15 protein-coding genes and 1 pseudogene are annotated in these 17252 nt (G+C 67.2%); 7 read left to right on the top strand and 9 right to left on the bottom strand.

All coding sequences use genetic code 11. The annotated features are described in order from the left end of the window. Together RMP09_RS17180 and RMP09_RS17175 are read right to left on the bottom strand one after the other, a co-directional pair. The coding region (locus tag RMP09_RS17180; protein WP_310567201.1) for a molybdopterin-dependent oxidoreductase at positions 1–2500 on the bottom strand (2500 nt) is incomplete at its 3' end. A gap of 17 nt (positions 2501–2517) precedes the next feature. Next, complete coding sequence (locus RMP09_RS17175) at positions 2518–2736, bottom strand: formate dehydrogenase (RefSeq protein WP_310567200.1); 219 nt, start codon at positions 2734–2736, stop codon at positions 2518–2520. A gap of 435 nt (positions 2737–3171) precedes the next feature. Here RMP09_RS17175 and RMP09_RS17170 point away from each other — a divergent pair, with 435 nt between their 5' ends. The 7 genes from RMP09_RS17170 (at position 3172) to RMP09_RS17140 (ending at position 9469) form a co-directional block, all read left to right on the top strand. Beyond that, positions 3172–4575 (top strand): sigma-54 dependent transcriptional regulator, encoded by a 1404-nt coding sequence (locus tag RMP09_RS17170; RefSeq protein WP_310567199.1) that lies wholly within the window; start codon positions 3172–3174, stop codon positions 4573–4575. Then, the gene (locus RMP09_RS17165) at positions 4575–6617 is read left to right on the top strand and encodes a cache domain-containing protein (RefSeq protein WP_310567198.1); all 2043 of its coding nucleotides are present in this window, start codon (positions 4575–4577) and stop codon (positions 6615–6617) included. The genes RMP09_RS17170 and RMP09_RS17165 overlap by 1 nt, the downstream gene beginning before the upstream one ends. A gap of 112 nt (positions 6618–6729) precedes the next feature. Beyond that, the gene (locus tag RMP09_RS24100) at positions 6730–6990 is read left to right on the top strand and encodes a type II toxin-antitoxin system RelE/ParE family toxin (protein ID WP_409559748.1); all 261 of its coding nucleotides are present in this window, start codon (positions 6730–6732) and stop codon (positions 6988–6990) included. A gap of 109 nt (positions 6991–7099) precedes the next feature. After that, positions 7100–7312, top strand: a complete 213-nt coding sequence (locus RMP09_RS17155; RefSeq protein WP_310567202.1) for a helix-turn-helix transcriptional regulator — start codon at positions 7100–7102, stop codon at positions 7310–7312. Continuing rightward, positions 7309–7491 (top strand): hypothetical protein, encoded by a 183-nt coding sequence (locus RMP09_RS17150; protein ID WP_310567196.1) that lies wholly within the window; start codon positions 7309–7311, stop codon positions 7489–7491. Before RMP09_RS17155 ends, RMP09_RS17150 begins: the two co-directional genes overlap by 4 nt. Positions 7492–7725: 234 nt before the next feature. After that, entirely contained in the window at positions 7726–9066 is a 1341-nt protein-coding gene (locus RMP09_RS17145) for a serine hydrolase domain-containing protein (protein ID WP_310567195.1), read from the top strand. 148 nt (positions 9067–9214) lie between these two features. After that, positions 9215–9469, top strand: a complete 255-nt coding sequence (locus RMP09_RS17140; protein WP_310567194.1) for a hypothetical protein — start codon at positions 9215–9217, stop codon at positions 9467–9469. A gap of 592 nt (positions 9470–10061) precedes the next feature. On the opposite strand, the gene RMP09_RS17135 is transcribed toward RMP09_RS17140, so the two are convergent. From RMP09_RS17135 to RMP09_RS17105, 7 genes and pseudogenes are all read right to left on the bottom strand, one after another. Then, a complete protein-coding gene (locus RMP09_RS17135; RefSeq protein WP_310567193.1) occupies positions 10062–10679 on the bottom strand; it encodes a molecular chaperone TorD family protein in 618 nt (205 codons plus the stop codon). 5 nt (positions 10680–10684) lie between these two features. Continuing rightward, positions 10685–12799 carry a 4Fe-4S binding protein gene (locus tag RMP09_RS17130; RefSeq protein WP_310567192.1) on the bottom strand — a complete coding sequence of 705 codons (2115 nt, stop codon included), beginning with the start codon at positions 12797–12799 and terminating at the stop codon, positions 10685–10687. Further along, positions 12726–13346, bottom strand: a complete 621-nt coding sequence (locus tag RMP09_RS17125) for a DUF3306 domain-containing protein (protein WP_310567191.1) — start codon at positions 13344–13346, stop codon at positions 12726–12728. Before RMP09_RS17125 ends, RMP09_RS17130 begins: the two co-directional genes overlap by 74 nt. Before the next feature lie 28 nt (positions 13347–13374). Continuing rightward, positions 13375–13986 carry a DUF3305 domain-containing protein gene (locus tag RMP09_RS17120; protein ID WP_310567190.1) on the bottom strand — a complete coding sequence of 204 codons (612 nt, stop codon included), beginning with the start codon at positions 13984–13986 and terminating at the stop codon, positions 13375–13377. A 74-nt stretch (positions 13987–14060) separates the two neighbouring features. Beyond that, entirely contained in the window at positions 14061–14867 is an 807-nt protein-coding gene (locus tag RMP09_RS17115; RefSeq protein WP_310567189.1) for a gamma-glutamyl-gamma-aminobutyrate hydrolase family protein, read from the bottom strand. Between the two features lie 121 nt (positions 14868–14988). Further along, positions 14989–16287, bottom strand: coding sequence for a benzoyl-CoA 2,3-epoxidase subunit BoxA (gene boxA, locus RMP09_RS17110; RefSeq protein ID WP_310567188.1), 1299 nt, complete (start codon positions 16285–16287; stop codon positions 14989–14991). Positions 16288–16524: 237 nt separating this feature from the next. Continuing rightward, positions 16525–17252 (bottom strand): annotated as a pseudogene (locus RMP09_RS17105) (benzoyl-CoA 2,3-epoxidase subunit BoxB); the annotation flags it as partial.

Genomic DNA, 17252 nt, shown 5'->3' with positions numbered 1-17252 from the left:
GCACCGGCAGGCGCCAGCGGTTCTTCTGGTCGTCGTGGCTGGGGTACTTGGCCACCATGTCCGGGCGGATGCCGTAGATCGGCTCGCGGTGCTGCGGCACGGCGTCGGGGAAGTTCCAGACCACCGCGCGCGCCTTGGCGTTGCCGAACGGGTGGCAGCCGTGCGCCATGGCCACGCGGATGATCGCGCCCGTCGGGTCGGTCTTCCAGTTCTTGCCCTCGGCCTTGGCCTTCTCGGCGTCGCTCAGGTCGTCCCACCAGCCCAGCTTCTTGAGCAGAATGTGATCGAACTCGGGGTAGCCGGTGGTGATCTCGGCACCCAGCGAATGCGAGCCATCTTCGGCCAGCAGGCTCACGCCGTCTTTTTCCACGCCGAAGTTGGCGCGGAAGTTGCCGCCGCCTTCCATGACGTGCTTGGACGTGTCGTAGAGGTTGGGCGAACCGGGGTGCTTGATCTCGGGCGTGCCGTAGCAGGGCCAGGGCAGGCCGAAGTAGTCACCGGACATGTCGTAGCCGGTCTCCTTGTCCACCACCTTGCCCTTGCACTTGAGCGTCTTGACGTCGAAGGCGCCCATGTTGCGCATGTGGGCCTTCAGGCGTTCGGGGCTCTGGCCGGTGTAGCCGATGGTCCAGACGCTGCGGTTGATCTCGCGCAGGATGTCCTCGATCACGGGCTCGTCCATGCCCTTGACCTGCTGCAGCTTGTAGTTCTTGACCAGTTCCTTGTCGAAGCCCAGCTTCTGCGCGAACTGGTACATGATCATGTGGTCGCTGCGGCTCTCCCACAGCGGCTCGATGACCTTCTCACGCCACTGGAGCGAGCGGTTCGACGCGGTGCAGGAACCGCTGGTCTCGAACTGCGTGGCCGCCGGCAGCAGGTAGACCGCGCGGTCGGGGTTGAGGTCCTCGGGCTTGCCCGGCATGGCGGCCATGGCCGCCGTGGCCGAGGGGTACGGGTCCACCACCACCAGCAGGTCCAGCTTGTCCATGGCGCGCTTCATCTCCAGACCACGGGTCTGCGAGTTGGGCGCGTGGCCCCAGAAGAACATGCCGCGGATGTTCGAGGTCTGGTCGATCAGCTCGTTCTTTTCCAGCACCCCGTCGATCCAGCGCGAGACGGTGATGCCGGGCTTCTCCATCATGCCCTCGGCGTACTGTTTCTTGATCCAGTCGTACTCCACGCCCCACACGTTGGCGAAGTGCTTCCACGAGCCGACGGCCAGGCCGTAGTAGCCGGGCAGCGAATCGGGGTTGGGGCCGACGTCGGTCGCGCCCTGCACGTTGTCGTGGCCACGGAAGATGTTGGTGCCGCCGCCGCTCTTGCCCACGTTGCCCAGCGCCAGCTGCAGGATGCAGGAGGCGCGCACCATGGCGTTGCCGATGCTGTGCTGGGTCTGGCCCATGCACCAGACGATGGTGGCGGGCTTGGCCTCGGCCAGCATCTTGGCCACCTTGGCCATCTGCTCTTCCTTGACGCCACAGGCTTCTTCGACCGCGGCAGGTGTCCACTTGGTCATCACCTCTTCGCGCACCTTGTCCATGCCGAAGACGCGGTCGTTGATGTACTGCTTGTCTTCCCAGCCGTTCTTGAAGATGTGGTGCAGCAGGCCGAACAGGAAGGGAATGTCGGTGCCCGAGCGGATGCGCACGTACTCGTCGGCCTTGGCGGCCGTGCGGGTGAAGCGCGGGTCCACCACGATCATCTTGCAGCCGCTCTCCTTGGCGTGCAGCATGTGCAGCATCGACACCGGGTGCGCCTCGGCCGCGTTCGAGCCGATGTACAACGCGCACTTGCTGTTCTGCATGTCGTTGTACGAGTTGGTCATCGCACCGTAACCCCAGGTGTTCGCAACGCCGGCCACGGTGGTGGAGTGGCAGATGCGCGCCTGGTGGTCGCAGTTGTTGCTGCCCCAGAAGCTGACGAACTTGCGCAGCAGGTACGACTGTTCGTTGTTGTGCTTGGACGAGCCGACGAAGTAGACCGAGTCCGGCCCGCTGGCTTCTTTCAGCGCCTTCATCTTGGCGGTGATTTCGTCCAGCGCCTGGTCCCAGCTGATCTTCTGGTACTTGCCGTTGACCAGCTTCATCGGGTAGCGCAGGCGGTACTCGCCGTGGCCGTGTTCGCGCAGGGCCGCGCCCTTGGCGCAGTGCGCGCCCAGGTTGATGGGCGAGTCGAAGACCGCCTCCTGGCGCACCCAGACGCCGTTCTCGACGATGGCGTCGGTCGCGCAGCCCACCGAGCAGTGGGTGCACACCGTGCGCTTGACTTCAATCTTGCCGCTGCCGTCGGTGGAGCCGCCCGTGGCGGCCTGGGCCTTCTTGACCAGGGTCAGCTGCGACGCGGCGATGCCAACGCCCACACCCAGGCCCGAGCGGCGCAGGAAGGACCGGCGGTCCATGGTGGGCAGCGCGGCCGACAGGCCCCGCTGCAGGTTGTGCACGAGGGCCGAATGGCCTCGGCCGGCCGGGGCCGCGCCGGTGGATTTTTTGGTGAGCAACATCGTGGGGCTCCTCGGGATCAGATCCGGGTGGTCTTGTAGTACTGCTGGACGTGCTCGCTCAGGCTGTAGCCGCCACCGCGCGTGGGCGCGGGCTTGGGTTCCTGGGCCACGGGGGCTTCGGGCCGGACCGAGGGCAGCAGCGCGGTGGCTGCGGCGGCCGCGCCGACGACGCCGGCGCCCGCAAACAGGCTGCGGCGGCGCAGGGCGGGTTGCTCCTGGCGAGGGGGCTTGCTCATGTGCATGTCTCCTGGTTGAACACGGTCAGCGGCGCCTGCTTCATCTGCACCTGCGGACTTTTTGCATAAGTGGAATCGCTCCGAATCTAGCCGTGCTTCAGGGGACTGACAAGCACGTTCCCCCTGTGCCGCGGCCGTGACCCGCCGGCCCGCCGCCAAGGGGGCATGACCGCGGCACGGCGGGCCGGTGCGGGCCGCACGCGATAGCCAGAACCGTGCCATGTTCACCCAAGCGGCAACCCGGACACCCGCACCCCATGCTATCGCAGGGCGAGCACCGAGCACCCGCGGGCGTGCCGTGGCGGCGCGTCAGCTTGTCGCGGGCGCTCGCGACAATTTGTCGCACCGGTCTGCCAACCACCGGGGCGGCCGCACCGTCGCAAAGCCGCCATTACCCTAGCGATTCACTCGGCTTCATCCGTAGAATCGCGCCGGGTGGAAACCCCCTTTTTCAACGCCGCCCCTGCCCCCAGCCTCGAAGGCTGGCCCGACTGGTCCATCCTGATCGTGGACGACGAGCAGGGCATGCTCAACTTCCTGGTCAAGACCCTGGCCCCGCGCTGCCACTTCGTCATGAGCGCCGGCAGCGCCGAAGAAGGCGCCGAGTGGCTGCGCGGCCACCACGCCGACCTGGTCATCCTCGACATCTCGCTGCCCGGCCAGAACGGCGTGGCCTGGCTCAAGGAACTGCGCGAACAGGGCTACACCGGCGAGGTCATCCTGATCACCGCCTTCGCCGACCTGGACACCGCCATCGAAGCCCTGCGCGCCGGCGCGTCGGACTTCATCCTCAAGCCCTTTCGCGTCCCGCAGATCCTCAACGCCGTCAAGCAGTGCCACGAACGCGCCCGCCTGCGGCGCGAGAACTATGTGCTGCGCCGCGCCGTGACCGGCACGCGCCGGCAGCATTCCGCCTTGGTGGGCGACTCGCCCGCGCTGGCCGCGCTGCGCGCCTCGGTCACACGCGTCGCGGCGGTGGACAGCACGGTGCTGCTGCAGGGCGAGTCGGGCACCGGCAAAGAGCTGGTGGCGCGCGAACTGCACGCCCTGAGCGCGCGCAGCGCAGGCCCCTTCGTGCCGGTCAACTGCGCCGCCGTGTCGCCCGAGCTGATCGAGAGCGAGCTCTTCGGCCACGCGCGCGGCGCCTTCACCGGCGCCACGCGCGCCCGCGAAGGCCTGTTCCATTACGCCCAGGGCGGCACCCTGTTCCTGGACGAGGTGGCCGAGTTGCCGCAGCCCATCCAGGCCGCGCTGCTGCGCGCGATTGAAGACCTGAGCATCCGCCCCGTGGGCAGCGAACAGCTGGTGCCGCTGAACCTGCGCATCATGGCCGCCAGCAACCGCCGCCTGGCCGACGAGGTGGCCGCCGGCCGCTTCCGCAAAGACCTGTACTTCCGCCTGCAGGTGGTGGAACTGGCCCTGCCCCCGCTGCGCGAGCACAAGGCCGACATCCCGGCCCTGGTGCAGCATTTCATGGAGCAACTGGCGCCGGCGCTGGGCGTGGCGCCGCTGCAGATCAGTGCGCAGGAAATGGATTACCTGGCCCAGTACAACTGGCCCGGCAATGTGCGCGAGCTGCGCAACCTGATCGAGCGCTCGCTCATCCTCGGCTCGCTCAACGTGTCCGCGCTCTACCCTGGTGAAGCGCCGCGCGCGCCGCAGCCCTCCAGCGCCAGCACCCTGGACCTGGCGACCCTGGAGAAGCAGCACATCCTCAGCGTGCTCGACTCGGTGCAGGGCGACAAGACGCGCGCGGCCGAGCTGCTGGGCGTGTCACGCCGCACGCTGGAGCGCCGCGTGGCCGAGTGGGGCCACGGTTCACAGGAGTTCGGCCGCTGATGAAGCTGCCCACGCCGCGCTGGCTCGCCACCTCGGTGCGCAACAAGCTGCTGGCCATGGCGCTGCTGCCGTTGCTGGTGGTGTTCCCGCTGCTGGTGCTGGCCATCGCGGTGTGGAGCAGCGTCACCTACGACCGCCTGCTCATCACCAAGGTGCGCAGCGACCTGGCCGTGGCGCGCGGCCACTTCGACCAGACCCTGGCCGTCGTGGGCAGCGGCACGCGCGGGGTGGCGCGCTCGCAGCGCCTGCTGCGCGCCATGGACGGTGGCGACCTGGCCGCGCAACTGAGCGACGACCGGCAGGAACTGGGGCTGGACTTTCTGCTGCTGGTGCGCCCGGGGGACGCCGGCAACACCCTGCCCGCCGGCATGGCACCGCTGCTGCAATCCGGGGCAGCGGTCCCGGCAAAGTCCGCGCAGATCGTGCGCCTCTCGCGCGACGAACTCGCCGCGCTGGCGCCCCAGCTGTTGCCGCGCCTCAACATCCCGCTGGTGGCCACCCGCAACGCTGCGCCCGACGCGCGCAACGTCGAAGACCGCGCCCTGGTGCTGCTGGCCCTGCAGCCGGTGCTGAACGCCGCGGGCCAGCCGCAGGCCCTGCTGGTGGGCGGCCTGCTGCTCAACCAGAACCTCGACTTCATCGACCACATCAACCGCATCGTTTACCCCGAAGGCGCCCTGCCCTTCGGCAGCGAAGGCACGGCCACCCTGTTCCTGGACGACGTGCGCATCACCACCAACGTGCGCCTGTTCCAGGACCAGCGCGCCATCGGCACCCGCGTGTCGCAAACCGTGCGCGAACGCGTGCTGACCCAGGGCCAGACCTGGCTCGACCGCGCCTTCGTCGTCAACGACTGGTACGTCTCGGCCTACGAGCCGCTGCTGGACGCGCAGGGCCAGCGCGTGGGCATGCTCTATGTGGGTTTTCTGGAATCGCCCTTCCGCTGGGTGCGCCACGCCATGCTCGCCGCCATGGGCCTGATCTTCCTGGCCGTCATGGCGGTGTCGGCGCTGTTCTCGATGCGCTGGGCGCGCAGCATCTTCCGCCCGGTGGAGCAGATGAACCGCACCATGCAGCGCGTGGAAGACGGCGAGGCCGACGCCCGCGTGGGCCAGTTGCCCGCGCGCGACGAGCTCGGTGCGCTCGCCGGCCACCTCGATCAGCTGCTGGACGTCATCGACGACAAGACCACCGCGCTGCGCCGCTGGGGCGAAGAGCTGGACCACAAGGTGGCCGAGCGCACGCGCGAGCTGGAGGCCAGCAACGCCTCGCTGCAACTGGCGCAGCAGCAGCTGGTGAAAAGTGAAAAGCTCGCCGCCATCGGCCAGCTCACCGCCAGCATCGCGCACGAAATCAACAACCCCATCGCGGTCATGCAGGGCAACCTCGACCTGATCCGCGACACGCTGGGCGGCCACGCCCAGCCGGTGAAGGCCGAACTCAAGCTGCTGGACGAACAGGTCGAGCGCATGCGCCTGATCGTCACCCAGCTGCTGCAGTACGCGCGGCCCACCGAATACGCGGGCTATGTGGAAACGCTGGACCTCAACCAGACCGTGCACGACTGCCTGGTGCTGGTGGCCCACCTGCTGGCGCAGACCCGCATCGAGGTGGTGCGCGATCTGCAGGCCACGCAAGGCGTGGGCTTCAACCGGCAGGAACTGCAGCAGGTCATCATCAACCTGCTCATCAACGCCATCCAGGCCATGCCGCAGGGCGGCACGCTGCAGCTGACCACACAGGACTGGACCGACGAACACGGCGCGCGCGGCGCGCTGCTGCAGGTGCAGGACTCAGGGCCGGGCCTCGCACCCGGCGTGGCCGAGCGGCTGTTCCGCCCCTTCTTCACAACGAAGAATGACGGCAACGGCCTGGGCCTGTGGATCAGCCTGGGGCTGGTGGAACGTTACGGCGGCGGCATCGGCGCTGGGAACCGCGAGGATGGTCAGAGCGGCGCGGTGTTCAGCGTGCGGCTGCTGACGGAGCCGCAGGCGCCGGAGGCGGTGAACACGCGGGATGGACGGCCAGGAACGTTTCAGTAAACGTCACCGCGCTTGCACGGGTTAGCAAATTCGCTCACATCAACGCATAACTTACGAAGTCGAATACCTCCACCCGCGCGTTCTGGCCGAGATTGAGGCATGGCCTGTCGATGTGCCGGCCGACTATGCGCACCTGGTCGAACTGCTCGCCGAGTACGGCACAAACCTCCGCTTGCCGCACTCCCGTGCAATGGGCGACGGCCTCTTCGAGCTGCGGCCACGAGGCCGCACAGGCATCGGACGCGCGTTCTACTGCTTTCTGATCGGCAAGCTTGTGATGGTGGTGCACGCCTTCGTCCAGAAGACCCCGCAGGCCCTGGACAGAGAGCTGAAACTGGCTCGCAAGCACATGAAGGAGTTGAACCATGGCTGAACTCAAGCACACCCCGGTTCGTCACGACCACAAGGCCATTCTGGCCAAGGCCAGCGAACGCAAGGGCTTCAAGGAAGCCTATGACGACCTGACTGTCGAATACTAGGTCATCGACCAACTGCTCAAAGCCCGCACTCGTGCCGGATTGACCCAGGACGCTGTGGCCGAACGAATGGGCACCACCAAGAGCGCGGTCTCCCGCCTCGAAGGCTCGGGCAAACACGCGCCGTCGCTGGGAACGCTCAGGCGCTATGCCAAGGCGGTGGGTTGCGAACTCCAGGTAAGGCTGGTACCGCAGAGTAAGGCCCGCGTCGCACCATGAGCCAATCCCACAACGCCATCCCTGTGGTCCCGTTCGACGCTACCCGATACATGACCAATGACGCGGCCATCACCGAATACATCGCTGCAGCCCTTGAAACGGGCAATGCGGATTTTCTGCGCCTTGCGTTTGTCGACGTGACCCAAGCACGTCACAAGGCTGAGGAAGGTCTGGCGTGATCGACCAAGGTGAGCGCGATCACGCCGCCTTGTAGCCTTAGCGCAGTCTTCGCGAAGGAGGCACTACCGACTGGAACAAGGCACGGTTGTCGGCGCGGGCACAGCATTCCCGTTGGTTATGTATTTATTCCAAACACGTGATTACGCTCATGACTCCCGCCCAATACCATGGCGTCCAGCGGTGCCGGACGGCCCGTCTGGCCGACTCAAGGCGCAAGAAATATAGGAGACAAGATGCGGAAAGGTTCAACTGGCAACAAGGCGGGTTGGGGTGTGGTTCGAGTCTGCGTGGCGGCGATGGCTTTTGCGCTGCCTGCTGGCGGCCTGCTGGCGCAAGAGGCTGTGGCCTGGGACGGAATCATGCAGGGCTTCCCGCCGCCACCTGACAAGCAGGTGGTACGCGGCAGCGGGCTGCGCCCGCCCTTTCTACGCTGGGCACTGAGCCACTCACGCGAGATGTCGCCCACCGTCGGCATCCGCCATGCCATCCAGCCGTTGGCGCTGACCGGAACGGCTGGAGACGGTCTTGATGGCGTCAGCTTTGATGTCGCCGGCAACAGAGTGCAGCTGGACGAGTACCTGCGCGAGTCCCACACCGACGGCTTCATCGTCCTGCACCAGGGCCGCATCGTGTACGAGCGCTACTTTGGCGGCTTCGGGCCCCAGCAGCCGCATATCTGGGCGTCGATGACCAAGTCGGTCACCGGCGTGCTGGCAGCCATGCTGGTGGAGGAAGGCCAGCTTGACCCGCAAGCGCGCCTGGCACAGTACGTGCCCGAACTGGCGGGCAACCCCTTTGGCGAAGCCACCGTGCAGCAGAACCTCGACATGGAGGTCGCCGTCGGCTACGCGCCGGCCTTGCCCCCTGACCTAGGCCTGTTTGGTGCGGTGGGCGTGGTGCCGCGTAAGGCCGACGCGCCGGACACCATCTACGCCTTTTTAAAGACCGTACACGCCACCCCCACGGACGCCGACAATGGCACCTGGTATTACCAGAACGGCTCGCCCGAGGCCGTGGCCTGGGCCCTGCGGCGCATCACTGGCAAGCGCTGGTCGCAGCTGGTGACGGAGAAACTTTGGTCACGTTTTGCCGAGGACGATGCGTACAGCCTGATCGACCTGCAGGGCACCGAGATGGCCAGCGGCGGGATGAGTTCAACGCTGCGCGACGTGGCGCGCTTTGCCGAGGTGGTGCGCCGGGGCGTAGCCGGGGAAGCGACCGGCGGGATATCTCCCAAGGCAGTGCGCATTGCTCTGCAACCGGCAGCCAACCAGGCGCGCTTCGCGCGCGGCAACTTTGCGGCAGGCCGACCTGGCTACGGCTACCGCAACTACTGGTTCCATCGCAATGATGGCGATGGCGGCATCGAGGCCAGTGGGCGCTTTGGACAGAAGATTTATATCAACCCTCGTCTCGGTCTGACAGTGGTGAAACTCTCGGCCAGCACTGACAACGCCGCACGCCCCACCCAGGCCGGCGCCGCGAGGCCTGGCAACGAGCCTGCGCGTGCTCTGGAGTCGTCCGAAGCCTTGGTTGCCGCGGCGCTCGCTGTGTACCGCGCGGCAGGCAACTGAGCGAGTAAAACCTGAAACAGCGTAGCTGAGCTTGCAGCACGAGACGCGCTCTGCGGTGGGAGGCGCCACCTGACTTGGTGAAGCACACAGTACTGCATTTGTCCTGGGTTCAGCTGAGGTCGCTGCGGCGGCTAGCATCATCGAAAAGATGATGTCGCATCAAATCGCCGCCGCTCATAACCAGGCCATGACGATGCTCAGCCGGGACAACCTCGAGGCAGACTCGGCACACCAACTTCGGTTGTCCGCCTTAGCCTCGAAGTGGACGGCGACGTCCCTGGGGGCAACTCTGACGCTGCAGAAGTTGAAAACCGGCGGCGAGCAGCGGGTCCTCGTTCAGCATGTCAATGTGAATAAGGGGGGCCAAGCTGTGATCGGCGATGTGCGTACCGGGGCGCAGTGATTCGGAACTCGAGAAACCCCATGCAAGCACTGTGCCCTGCACACGGCCTAACCACCGGCGACCCATTCAGCGCTCCATGTCGACAGAGGGCCTGGTTTTCGCCACCTCTCGCGATTGCACCGGGGCAGTTCGTTGTTTGTCAGTCCGTACCGCCTCGCGTCGCAGTCGTGGCGCGACCTCCTTGAAGTACGCCGATTCGCTCACGAACCGCACGATGTGCTTTGTAAGGGCACGGTCCTCTGGGACATCGGATTGGCTTTTTCCTTGAGGAGGCGCACTCGCAGCCCTGGGAGCAGTTCGGCGTTTACAGAACCTGGGTGGTAGTAGAGCTCGGTGAAACGGAGGTATTGGGCCTGTGCGCCCTAGCTCTGAATCAAGTAGGGCACTCGTTGAGGAGGCACATGAAATCTTTGGAGCCGCCGTTGAAAGCTTCGAAGTAGCAGTGGACCTGCTGCGAACGCAATCTCTTCTTGGGACCGACGTCGATCCATCGTTGGTTGCGAAGTGGGGCTGGAACGATGTCGAATAGCTATGGCGTCAGGAGCTTTTCACGGTGCCACTGCCGGAGTCAAAGCCGATTCCAGCCTTTCCATCACCCCATCAAATCAAACCCCTGCGTCTCCACACTGACGAACGCCGCCGTGAACGCCGCCAGCGCGGCGTAGAACTTGGCCTTGGGGTGGGTGGTGATGGCCTCGCACATGGCGGGCACCCAGGGCTGCACGTGGGCGCTGAAGAACTTCTGCTGCTGGGTGAGGTTGGCGGTTTCCACGTCGTCGCCGGCGATGAGGTAGCGCATGACTTCGCAGACGCAGGCGAAGTGGTCTTCGGTTTCGTTCACCGTCTCGTCGCGCGCCAGGCCCAGGGCGGCCAGGTCGCCGCGCAGGGCGGCGAGCGGCTTTTCGTTCAGGAAGCCGCTGAGGTAGAACGAACCGAACAGGTAGACCTCGGGCTTGCCGACGCCACCGAACAGGGCGTCGTATTCGTTGGCGACCTGCTCGTCGCTGAGTGTGCGCACGGTGCCGACGAACTGGCGCCAGGGTTCTTCGAGAAAACCGCCCGCTGCCGGCGCTTCGGTCACGGCCACGCGCAGCTGGGCCAGCAGTTCGGCACTGGGCGGCGCGTAGTACAGCGCGGCCAGCAGGCCGTAGACCTCGGCGCGGGCGGTTTCTTCGTCGAGGGCGGAGGACACGGGAATCGGTTCGTTCATATCGTTCACAGATCGGAAATGCGGGTCTCGCCCGGGTTGGTGTAGATGTCCACCACGCGGCAGTCGCCGCACATTTTCAGGCGCTCCAGCGCTTCGCCCTGGAACATGGCGTGGCCGCTGAGTTTGGCGAGCATGACCTCGATGCCCTTGAGCGTGCCAAAGGGTTTGCTGCATCGCACGCACTGGTAGGGCTGGGCTTCGTTGAGCACACGCGGCTGGCGGCGTTCGTCGCTCAGCAGCAGGCGCGGCTGCAGGGTGATGGCGTTTTCGGGGCAGGTGGTGGCGCACAGGCCGCACTGCACGCAGTTCTTTTCGATGAAGCGCAGCTGCGGGCGTTCGGCGTTGTCTTGCAGGGCGCTGGCCGGGCAGGCGCTGACGCAGCTCAGGCAGAGCGTGCAGGCGTCGCGGTTGATGGCGAGGCTGCCGAAGGGCGAGGCCGCGGGCAGCGCGATGGCGGCGTCTTTGGTGCGGGTGGCGCGGTTGGCGCTGTCTTGCAGCAGGTGGTCGAGCGCGAGGTCGAGCGTGGCGCGCTTTTCGGGCTGCACCGCGAAGCTGGCGGCCTTGGTGACGCCTTGCGCGGGCGCTTCGCCCAGCTCGGTGTCGAGCGCCGGCAGGTCGCGCGCGTCGCGCACTTCGATGAGCTTGAAGTGGCGGCCGCTGTAGCCCAGGGCCTGCACGATGGATTCGGCCACGGCCATCTGCTCGCGCAGGGCTTCGTGGTACTGCGGCGCTTCTTCGCCGGTCATCAGCACCCAGACCTGGCGGGCGCCGTAGGCAAACGCGGTGAGCCAGAGGTCGATGCCGGTGGACGAGGTGTGCCACAGCGGCAGCGGAATGACGCGGGCGGGCACGCCGCGCACGGTCTTGTCGAGCTGGGCCAGACGGCCGAGGTCGTTGACCAGGGCCGCGCCGGCTTCCTGGCTGTGCAGGAGCAGGGCCGCGTCCTGGCCGCCGGCTTTGGCGTAGGTGGCCAGCAGGGTGCGCAGCTTGACGCCCTGCTCGCTGGCGCGGGGGTAGGCGTAGCTCAGCGCGCCGGTGGGGCAGACGGTGGTGCAGGTGCCGCAGCCCACGCAGAGGTGGGGGTTGACGACGATCTGATTCTTTTTCAGATCGCTGCTGATGGCCGATGCCGAACACACGTCCACGCAGGCGTTGCAGCCCACGCTCTGGTTGCGGCCGTGGGCGCAGAGCTTCTGTTTGTAGGTGAAGAACCGGGGCTTCTCGAACTCGCCCACCAGGTCGCGCAGCTGGGTGACGGCGCGCACCTGGGCCATGGCGTCGGCCGTGGGTGGCAGGTGCACATAACCTTGCGGCAGCGCGTGCTGGGTGAAGCCGGGCGCGTCGCGCAGGTCGAGCACGATGTCGAACCGGTCTTCGCGTGGCGGTGTTTCGCGCTGGAAGTTGATGGCGCCCACGGCTTCGCAGGCCTTGACGCAGGCGCGGTGGGACTTGCACAGCGACAGGTCCACCTGGTAATCGAGCCCGATGGCGCCTTCGGGGCAGGCGGCCACGCAGGCGTTGCAGCGGGTGCAGAGGTCGAGGTCGATGGGGTTGCTGGCGCTCACCACCACGTCGAACGCGCCGAGCCAGCCGCGCAGGCTCTGCAGCTGGCCGGCGAGCACGGGGTACTGGCGCGCCTGCTGGCCGCTGCCGCCGGTGGCGAGCAGGGTGACGTCGAGCGCGTCGTTCACCAGCGCGGCCATGGCCTCGGCGCGCTCCAGCGGGCCGATGATGAGCAGGCGGCCGTCGCTGTTGTAGGTGACGGTGGGCACCGGTTCGGCATCGGGCTGGCGCGCGGCGGCCAGCAGGGCCGCCATCTTGGGCGTGGCTTGCGCGGCCTCACGGCCCCAGCCGCCGGTTTCGCGGATGTTGACGAAGCGGATGGGTCGCACGTCCAGGTCCACCGCACCGTCGGTCTGGTCGGACAGCTCGGTGAACAAACGGCTTTCCTGCGTGCAGGCGACCACCAGGTCGTCGCGGTTGCGGGTGGCCTTCTGGAAGGCGGGCGCGTCGCGCCGGCACAGCGTGGTGTGCAGCGTCAGGTCTTCATCCAGCGCCTGGCCCAGGGCCTTGGGGTCCAGGGGCATGGTCTGGTTGCAGTTGCAGATCAGCGTGGTCATCGTGGGTCTCTGTGGGGGCTGCCGCGTCTGGTGCGCGGGTGTCTTCGGGTGGGGCGGCGCCGGCCTGCGGGGCGGGCTCGGCGGCCGCAGCGGCGGCGGCCTTTTTCCGGGCCTGTTCTTCCGGGTCGTCGACCAGTTTCAAAAACTGGGCGCTGACCATCTTCGCCATGTCGGCGGCCGACAGCGGGCTGGGTTTCGAGTAGTCGTCGATGTAGATGTCCAGCCCGTCCATCACGTTGAAGTGCGGGTCGGCGAACAGCTTCTTGACGGCGGCGTTGCGCACCTCGGGCGCCACGTCTTTGGCGACGAAGCGGCTGAAGTCGGACGCGGGCGTGAGGGCCTGCGTGTCGTCCAGCGTGGGCGGCGGTGGGGCGGGAGGCGCATCGGCCAGCGGCGCCACCGGCTCAGGGTTTGCCACGGCAGCGGGCACCGCCGCGACCGCGACCGCGGCCGGGGGCGCAGGTTCGGGCACCGGCTCACCGCTGCGCACCTGCGCCTTGCGACGCGACCAGCGCGAGAAGAAGCTGTCGCTGTTGTCCGCGCTCATGTGAAGGACCTTCGGCGCAGGGCGTGGCTCATCTTTTTTCAGTGGAGATGCGCACCGGCTGGCCGAAGCGGTCGGTCAGCGGTTTGAAGCTCTCGGGCCGCCGGCGCCGCTTGGGTTCGAGGTGGTGGTGCTCGGCCACAAAGGCGCTCAGCCACGCCACCACCTCGGGCGACGCAGGCACCTGCTCGACCTTTTCCTGCGCGTCGAGCCAGCGGCCGGCGTCGTGGTAGCTCAGGGTGGCGATCTGCGGCACGGCCATGGGTTCGCCATCGAGCAGCCGTTCATCATCGGCGCGCCAGAAGACCCAGCAGCAGGGGCTGGGGCTTTCGAGGTTGAGGAACAGGCCTTCCGCGTCGTCGCGGAACAGCGTGATGTGCAGGCCGGTGAACAGCCAGTAGCTGGCGCCATCGACCACCGCCGCGCCGGGCAGCGGTTGCACTTCCTGCGGGGCGGCTGCCACGGACTGCGGGGCGCTGACGGGCACCTCAAACGGTTCGCCCGCGGGCAGCACATCGGCCAGCACCCAGCGCCAGCTCTGCCAGCGCGCCATGGGGCCGGTGATGGGCTCGCGGCGCATGACCACATCCACCGGCAGCGCAGGGCGGCCGGTGGCGGAGGGAATGGGGGTGGAGGCTTGCATAGGAAGCCGCACTGTACGCCAAGGCCGGGCGCCGGTCGGTACGTGTCAGCCCTATGCCCGCGGGCGGCAACGGGTCACGCGGCGCCGGGCTGCGGCCGGCCCGAACGGTCGCGCGCCGCGTCGAGAAAGGCCTGCATCATGGGCCCGCTGTCGAGCAGACCGCGCGCACGCTCCTGCGGCGTGAGGTGGAACTCCGGGTGCCACTGCACGCCCAGCACGAAGCCGGGACCGGGGCGGCGGATGGCCTCGATCACGCCGTCGGCCGGTGACCGCGCCTCGACCACCAGGCCCTCGCCCAGGCGGTCCACGCACTGGTGGTGGATGCTGTTGACCCGGTGCCCGGTGGGGCTGCCGTACCAGCGCGCCAGGCCGGACCCCGGCTCAAAGGTCACGTCGTGCACCAGGCGGTCGTAGTGCTCGGTGTCCTGGTGGGTCACGGCGCCCGGCCACAGGCTGGGAATGTCCTGCACCAGGGTGCCGCCGTGGAACACGTTGATGAGCTGCGCGCCGCGGCACACGCCCAGCACCGGCTTGCCAGCCTCGATGAAGCCGCGCAGCAGGGCGAGTTCGTAGCGGTCGCGGATCGGGTCCCCCGCCCAGGCGGGGTTGGTCAGCTGGTCGCCATACATCTCGGGGCAGATGTCCACCCCGCCCTGCAGCACCAGGCCGTCGAGCAGGTCGACGATGTCCGACAGCAGCACCCGGTTGGGCGAGAGGTGCGCCGATTCGTCGATGAAGGGCACCATGAGGGCAATGGCGCGGTGCCCCATGATCCAGTGGGCCATGGAGCTTTCGAGGAACTGCAGGCGCTTGAGGGGCAGGCCCAGGCCGGGCGGCGGATCGTGCAGCAGGCGGGCGGTGATGCCGATGCGAAGGGGCATGGGAACAATCGGACCGTGGGGATGCCTGCATCGTAGACCCGACCCCGCGGGCCGGCGGCCACGCGCGCGCATGCCCGGGACGCGCGTGCAGGTTTGTGCCGGCTGCGTCGGCTCCGGCGGATCAGTAGGTTTCGAGGTGCAGCCGGCCTTCGCGCTTGAGCGCGGCGCCCACCGTGTCCCAGTCCAGGCCGGCCTGGGTGGCGACGTCGCGCAGCGCGAGCACCACGCCCTCTTCCATCGCTTTCAGGCCGCAGACGTAGAAGCAGGCGTTGGGGTCCTGCAGCAGCGGCACCAGATCGGCGGCGCGTTCGCGCAGCGCGTCCTGCACGTAACGCTTGGGCTGGCCGGGCGTGCGGCTGAAGGTGAAGTTGCTGTCGATGAAGTCTTTGGGCAGGCTTTGCAGCGGGCCGAAATACGGCAGCTCTTCCTGCGTGCGGGCGCCGAAGAACAGCATGAGCTTGCCGCCCTCGAACTTGCCGCTGGCGCGCAGGCGGCGACGCCATTCGGTCATGGCGCGCATGGGGGCGCTGCCGGTGCCGGTGCAGATCATGACGATGCTGCTCTTGGGGTGGTTGGGCATCAGGAAGCTGGTGCCGAACGGGCCGATGACCTGCACCGTGTCGCCGACCTGCAGGTCGCACATGAAGTTGCTGCCCACGCCGCGCACCGGTTGGCCCGAGTGGTCTTCGAGCACGCGCTTGATGGTCAGCGAGAGGTTGTTGTGGCCGGGGCGTTCGCCGTTGCGCGGGCTGGCGATGCTGTACTGCCGGGCGTGGTGCGGCTTGCCGCTGGCGTCCAGCCCAGGCGGCACGATGCCGATGCTCTGGCCTTCGAGCACGGGGAAGGGCATGCTGCCGAAGTCGAGCACGATGTGGTGGGTGTCGTAGTCCTTGCCGACGCCGGTGACGCGCAGGTTGCCGACCACGGTGGCGGTCACCGTTTTTTCGGCGGCCTTGGGGCCGTAGAGGTTGGTGTAGGCGTGGGCCGCGCTCCAGGGCGGGATCGTCGCGCCGTACTGCGCGGAGTTGAACGCGGTCTGGCCGCTGGGGTCTGCTTCCGGTGCTTCGGCTTCGGCTTCAACGACATCCGGCCCGGCGGCGGGGGCATCGCCCGCATCCCCGGCCAGCGCGGCGATTTGTGCGCCCGAGAGTTCGACCGGCAGTTCGTCCCAGCCCAGCTGTTCTTCGAGCGTGTACGCCTTCATGCGGGGCATGCGGCGGTAGTTGTCGATGGAGCCCGTCGGGCAGGGCGAGATGCAGTCGTTGCACCAGTTGCACTTGCTGACGTCGACCACGTAGTTGCGCGAGTCGTGCGTGATGGCCTGCACCGGGCAGATCGATTCGCAGGTGTTGCAGCGGATGCAGATCTCGGGGTCGATCAGGTGCTGCTTGATGACGGCGGCTGCGGCGGGGGCGTTCATCTTCGGTCTCCGGATGCTTGTCTTGACACTCTATTGTCTGGCTTGTGGTGACTTCGTGGCGGATGCCGTTTGTGCATCTTGTGACTCCGTTGCGGCGCCGCATGGGCTGGGGCGACCGACTCCGTTCGTGTCCCCCGCCGGCCTGCGGCCGGCTCCTCCTTTACCTCACTGCGCCAGCCACCCGGGCTCACGCTCGCAGGCTCGCGAGCGTTGGAGCCCAGGCCGCGTGCTGGTGGGTCAGTTGAATCTCACATAGTCGAAATCGACTGGCTGGCGGTTGATGCCCATCACCGGCGGCGCGATCCAGTTGGCGAACTTGCCGGCTTCGGTCACGCGGCCCATCAGCGAGCCGACATAGGCGCGGTCGGTGTCGCTGGGCAGCCACTCTTCCACGCGCTGGTTCCATTCGTGATCGGTCACCACGCGGCCGTCCGGGCTGACCTTGACGCCGGCCAGGGTGCCGATGCTGCGGTGGAAGGCCTTGTGCGGCACGGTCAGGCGGAAGTCGATGCCGGCCTTTTCGATGATGCGGTTCCAGCGATCTACGCCGCCCTTGGAATCGGTGATGTAGTCGTCGCGCAGCACTTCGTTGAGCGCGTTGAGCATGGGCACTTCTTTCTCGATCAGCTTGCCCTCTTCCACGGCCAGGATCTTGTAGCTGTTGCCCTTGAGCACGTGGTCATCGGTGCGCTTGCCTTCTTCGTAGCGGCCCTTGAGGCCGGAGCTGTAGAAGGTGGCGGCGTTGCTCGACTGGTCGGCACCGAACAGGTCGATGGTCACCGAGAAGTGGAAGTTGATGTAGCGCTGGATGGTCGGCAGGTCGATCACACCAGCCGCGCGCAGCTTGCCCACGTCGTCGGTCTTGAGCTCGTTCATGGCCGCGCAGGTGCGGCTGATGACGCGGCCCACGCCGGACTCGCCCACGAACATGTGGTGCGCCTCTTCGGTCAGCATGAACTTGGTGG

Source organism: Hydrogenophaga sp., from assembly GCF_031426985.1.
In the GTDB taxonomy this organism is placed as follows: Bacteria; Pseudomonadota; Gammaproteobacteria; order Burkholderiales; family Burkholderiaceae_C; genus Hydrogenophaga.
This window is presented reverse-complemented; position numbering and strand designations above follow the sequence as displayed.

Excerpts from the sequence above, each read along its gene's own strand:
- RMP09_RS17135 (WP_310567193.1), bottom strand. The coding sequence starts at position 10,679 with ATGAACGAACCGATTCCCGTGTCCTCCGCCCTCGACGAAGAAACCGCC.
- RMP09_RS17120 (WP_310567190.1), bottom strand. The coding sequence starts at position 13,986 with ATGCAAGCCTCCACCCCCATTCCCTCCGCCACCGGCCGCCCTGCGCTG.
- RMP09_RS17165 (WP_310567198.1), top strand. The coding sequence starts at position 4,575 with ATGAAGCTGCCCACGCCGCGCTGGCTCGCCACCTCGGTGCGCAACAAG.
- RMP09_RS17150 (WP_310567196.1), top strand. The coding sequence starts at position 7,309 with ATGAGCCAATCCCACAACGCCATCCCTGTGGTCCCGTTCGACGCTACC.
- RMP09_RS17140 (WP_310567194.1), top strand. The coding sequence starts at position 9,215 with ATGATGTCGCATCAAATCGCCGCCGCTCATAACCAGGCCATGACGATG.
- RMP09_RS17130 (WP_310567192.1), bottom strand. The coding sequence starts at position 12,799 with ATGACCACGCTGATCTGCAACTGCAACCAGACCATGCCCCTGGACCCC.
- RMP09_RS17125 (WP_310567191.1), bottom strand. The coding sequence starts at position 13,346 with ATGAGCGCGGACAACAGCGACAGCTTCTTCTCGCGCTGGTCGCGTCGC.
- RMP09_RS17175 (WP_310567200.1), bottom strand. The coding sequence starts at position 2,736 with ATGAGCAAGCCCCCTCGCCAGGAGCAACCCGCCCTGCGCCGCCGCAGC.
- RMP09_RS17145 (WP_310567195.1), top strand. The coding sequence starts at position 7,726 with ATGCGGAAAGGTTCAACTGGCAACAAGGCGGGTTGGGGTGTGGTTCGA.
- RMP09_RS17115 (WP_310567189.1), bottom strand. The coding sequence starts at position 14,867 with ATGCCCCTTCGCATCGGCATCACCGCCCGCCTGCTGCACGATCCGCCG.
- boxA (WP_310567188.1), bottom strand. The coding sequence starts at position 16,287 with ATGAACGCCCCCGCCGCAGCCGCCGTCATCAAGCAGCACCTGATCGAC.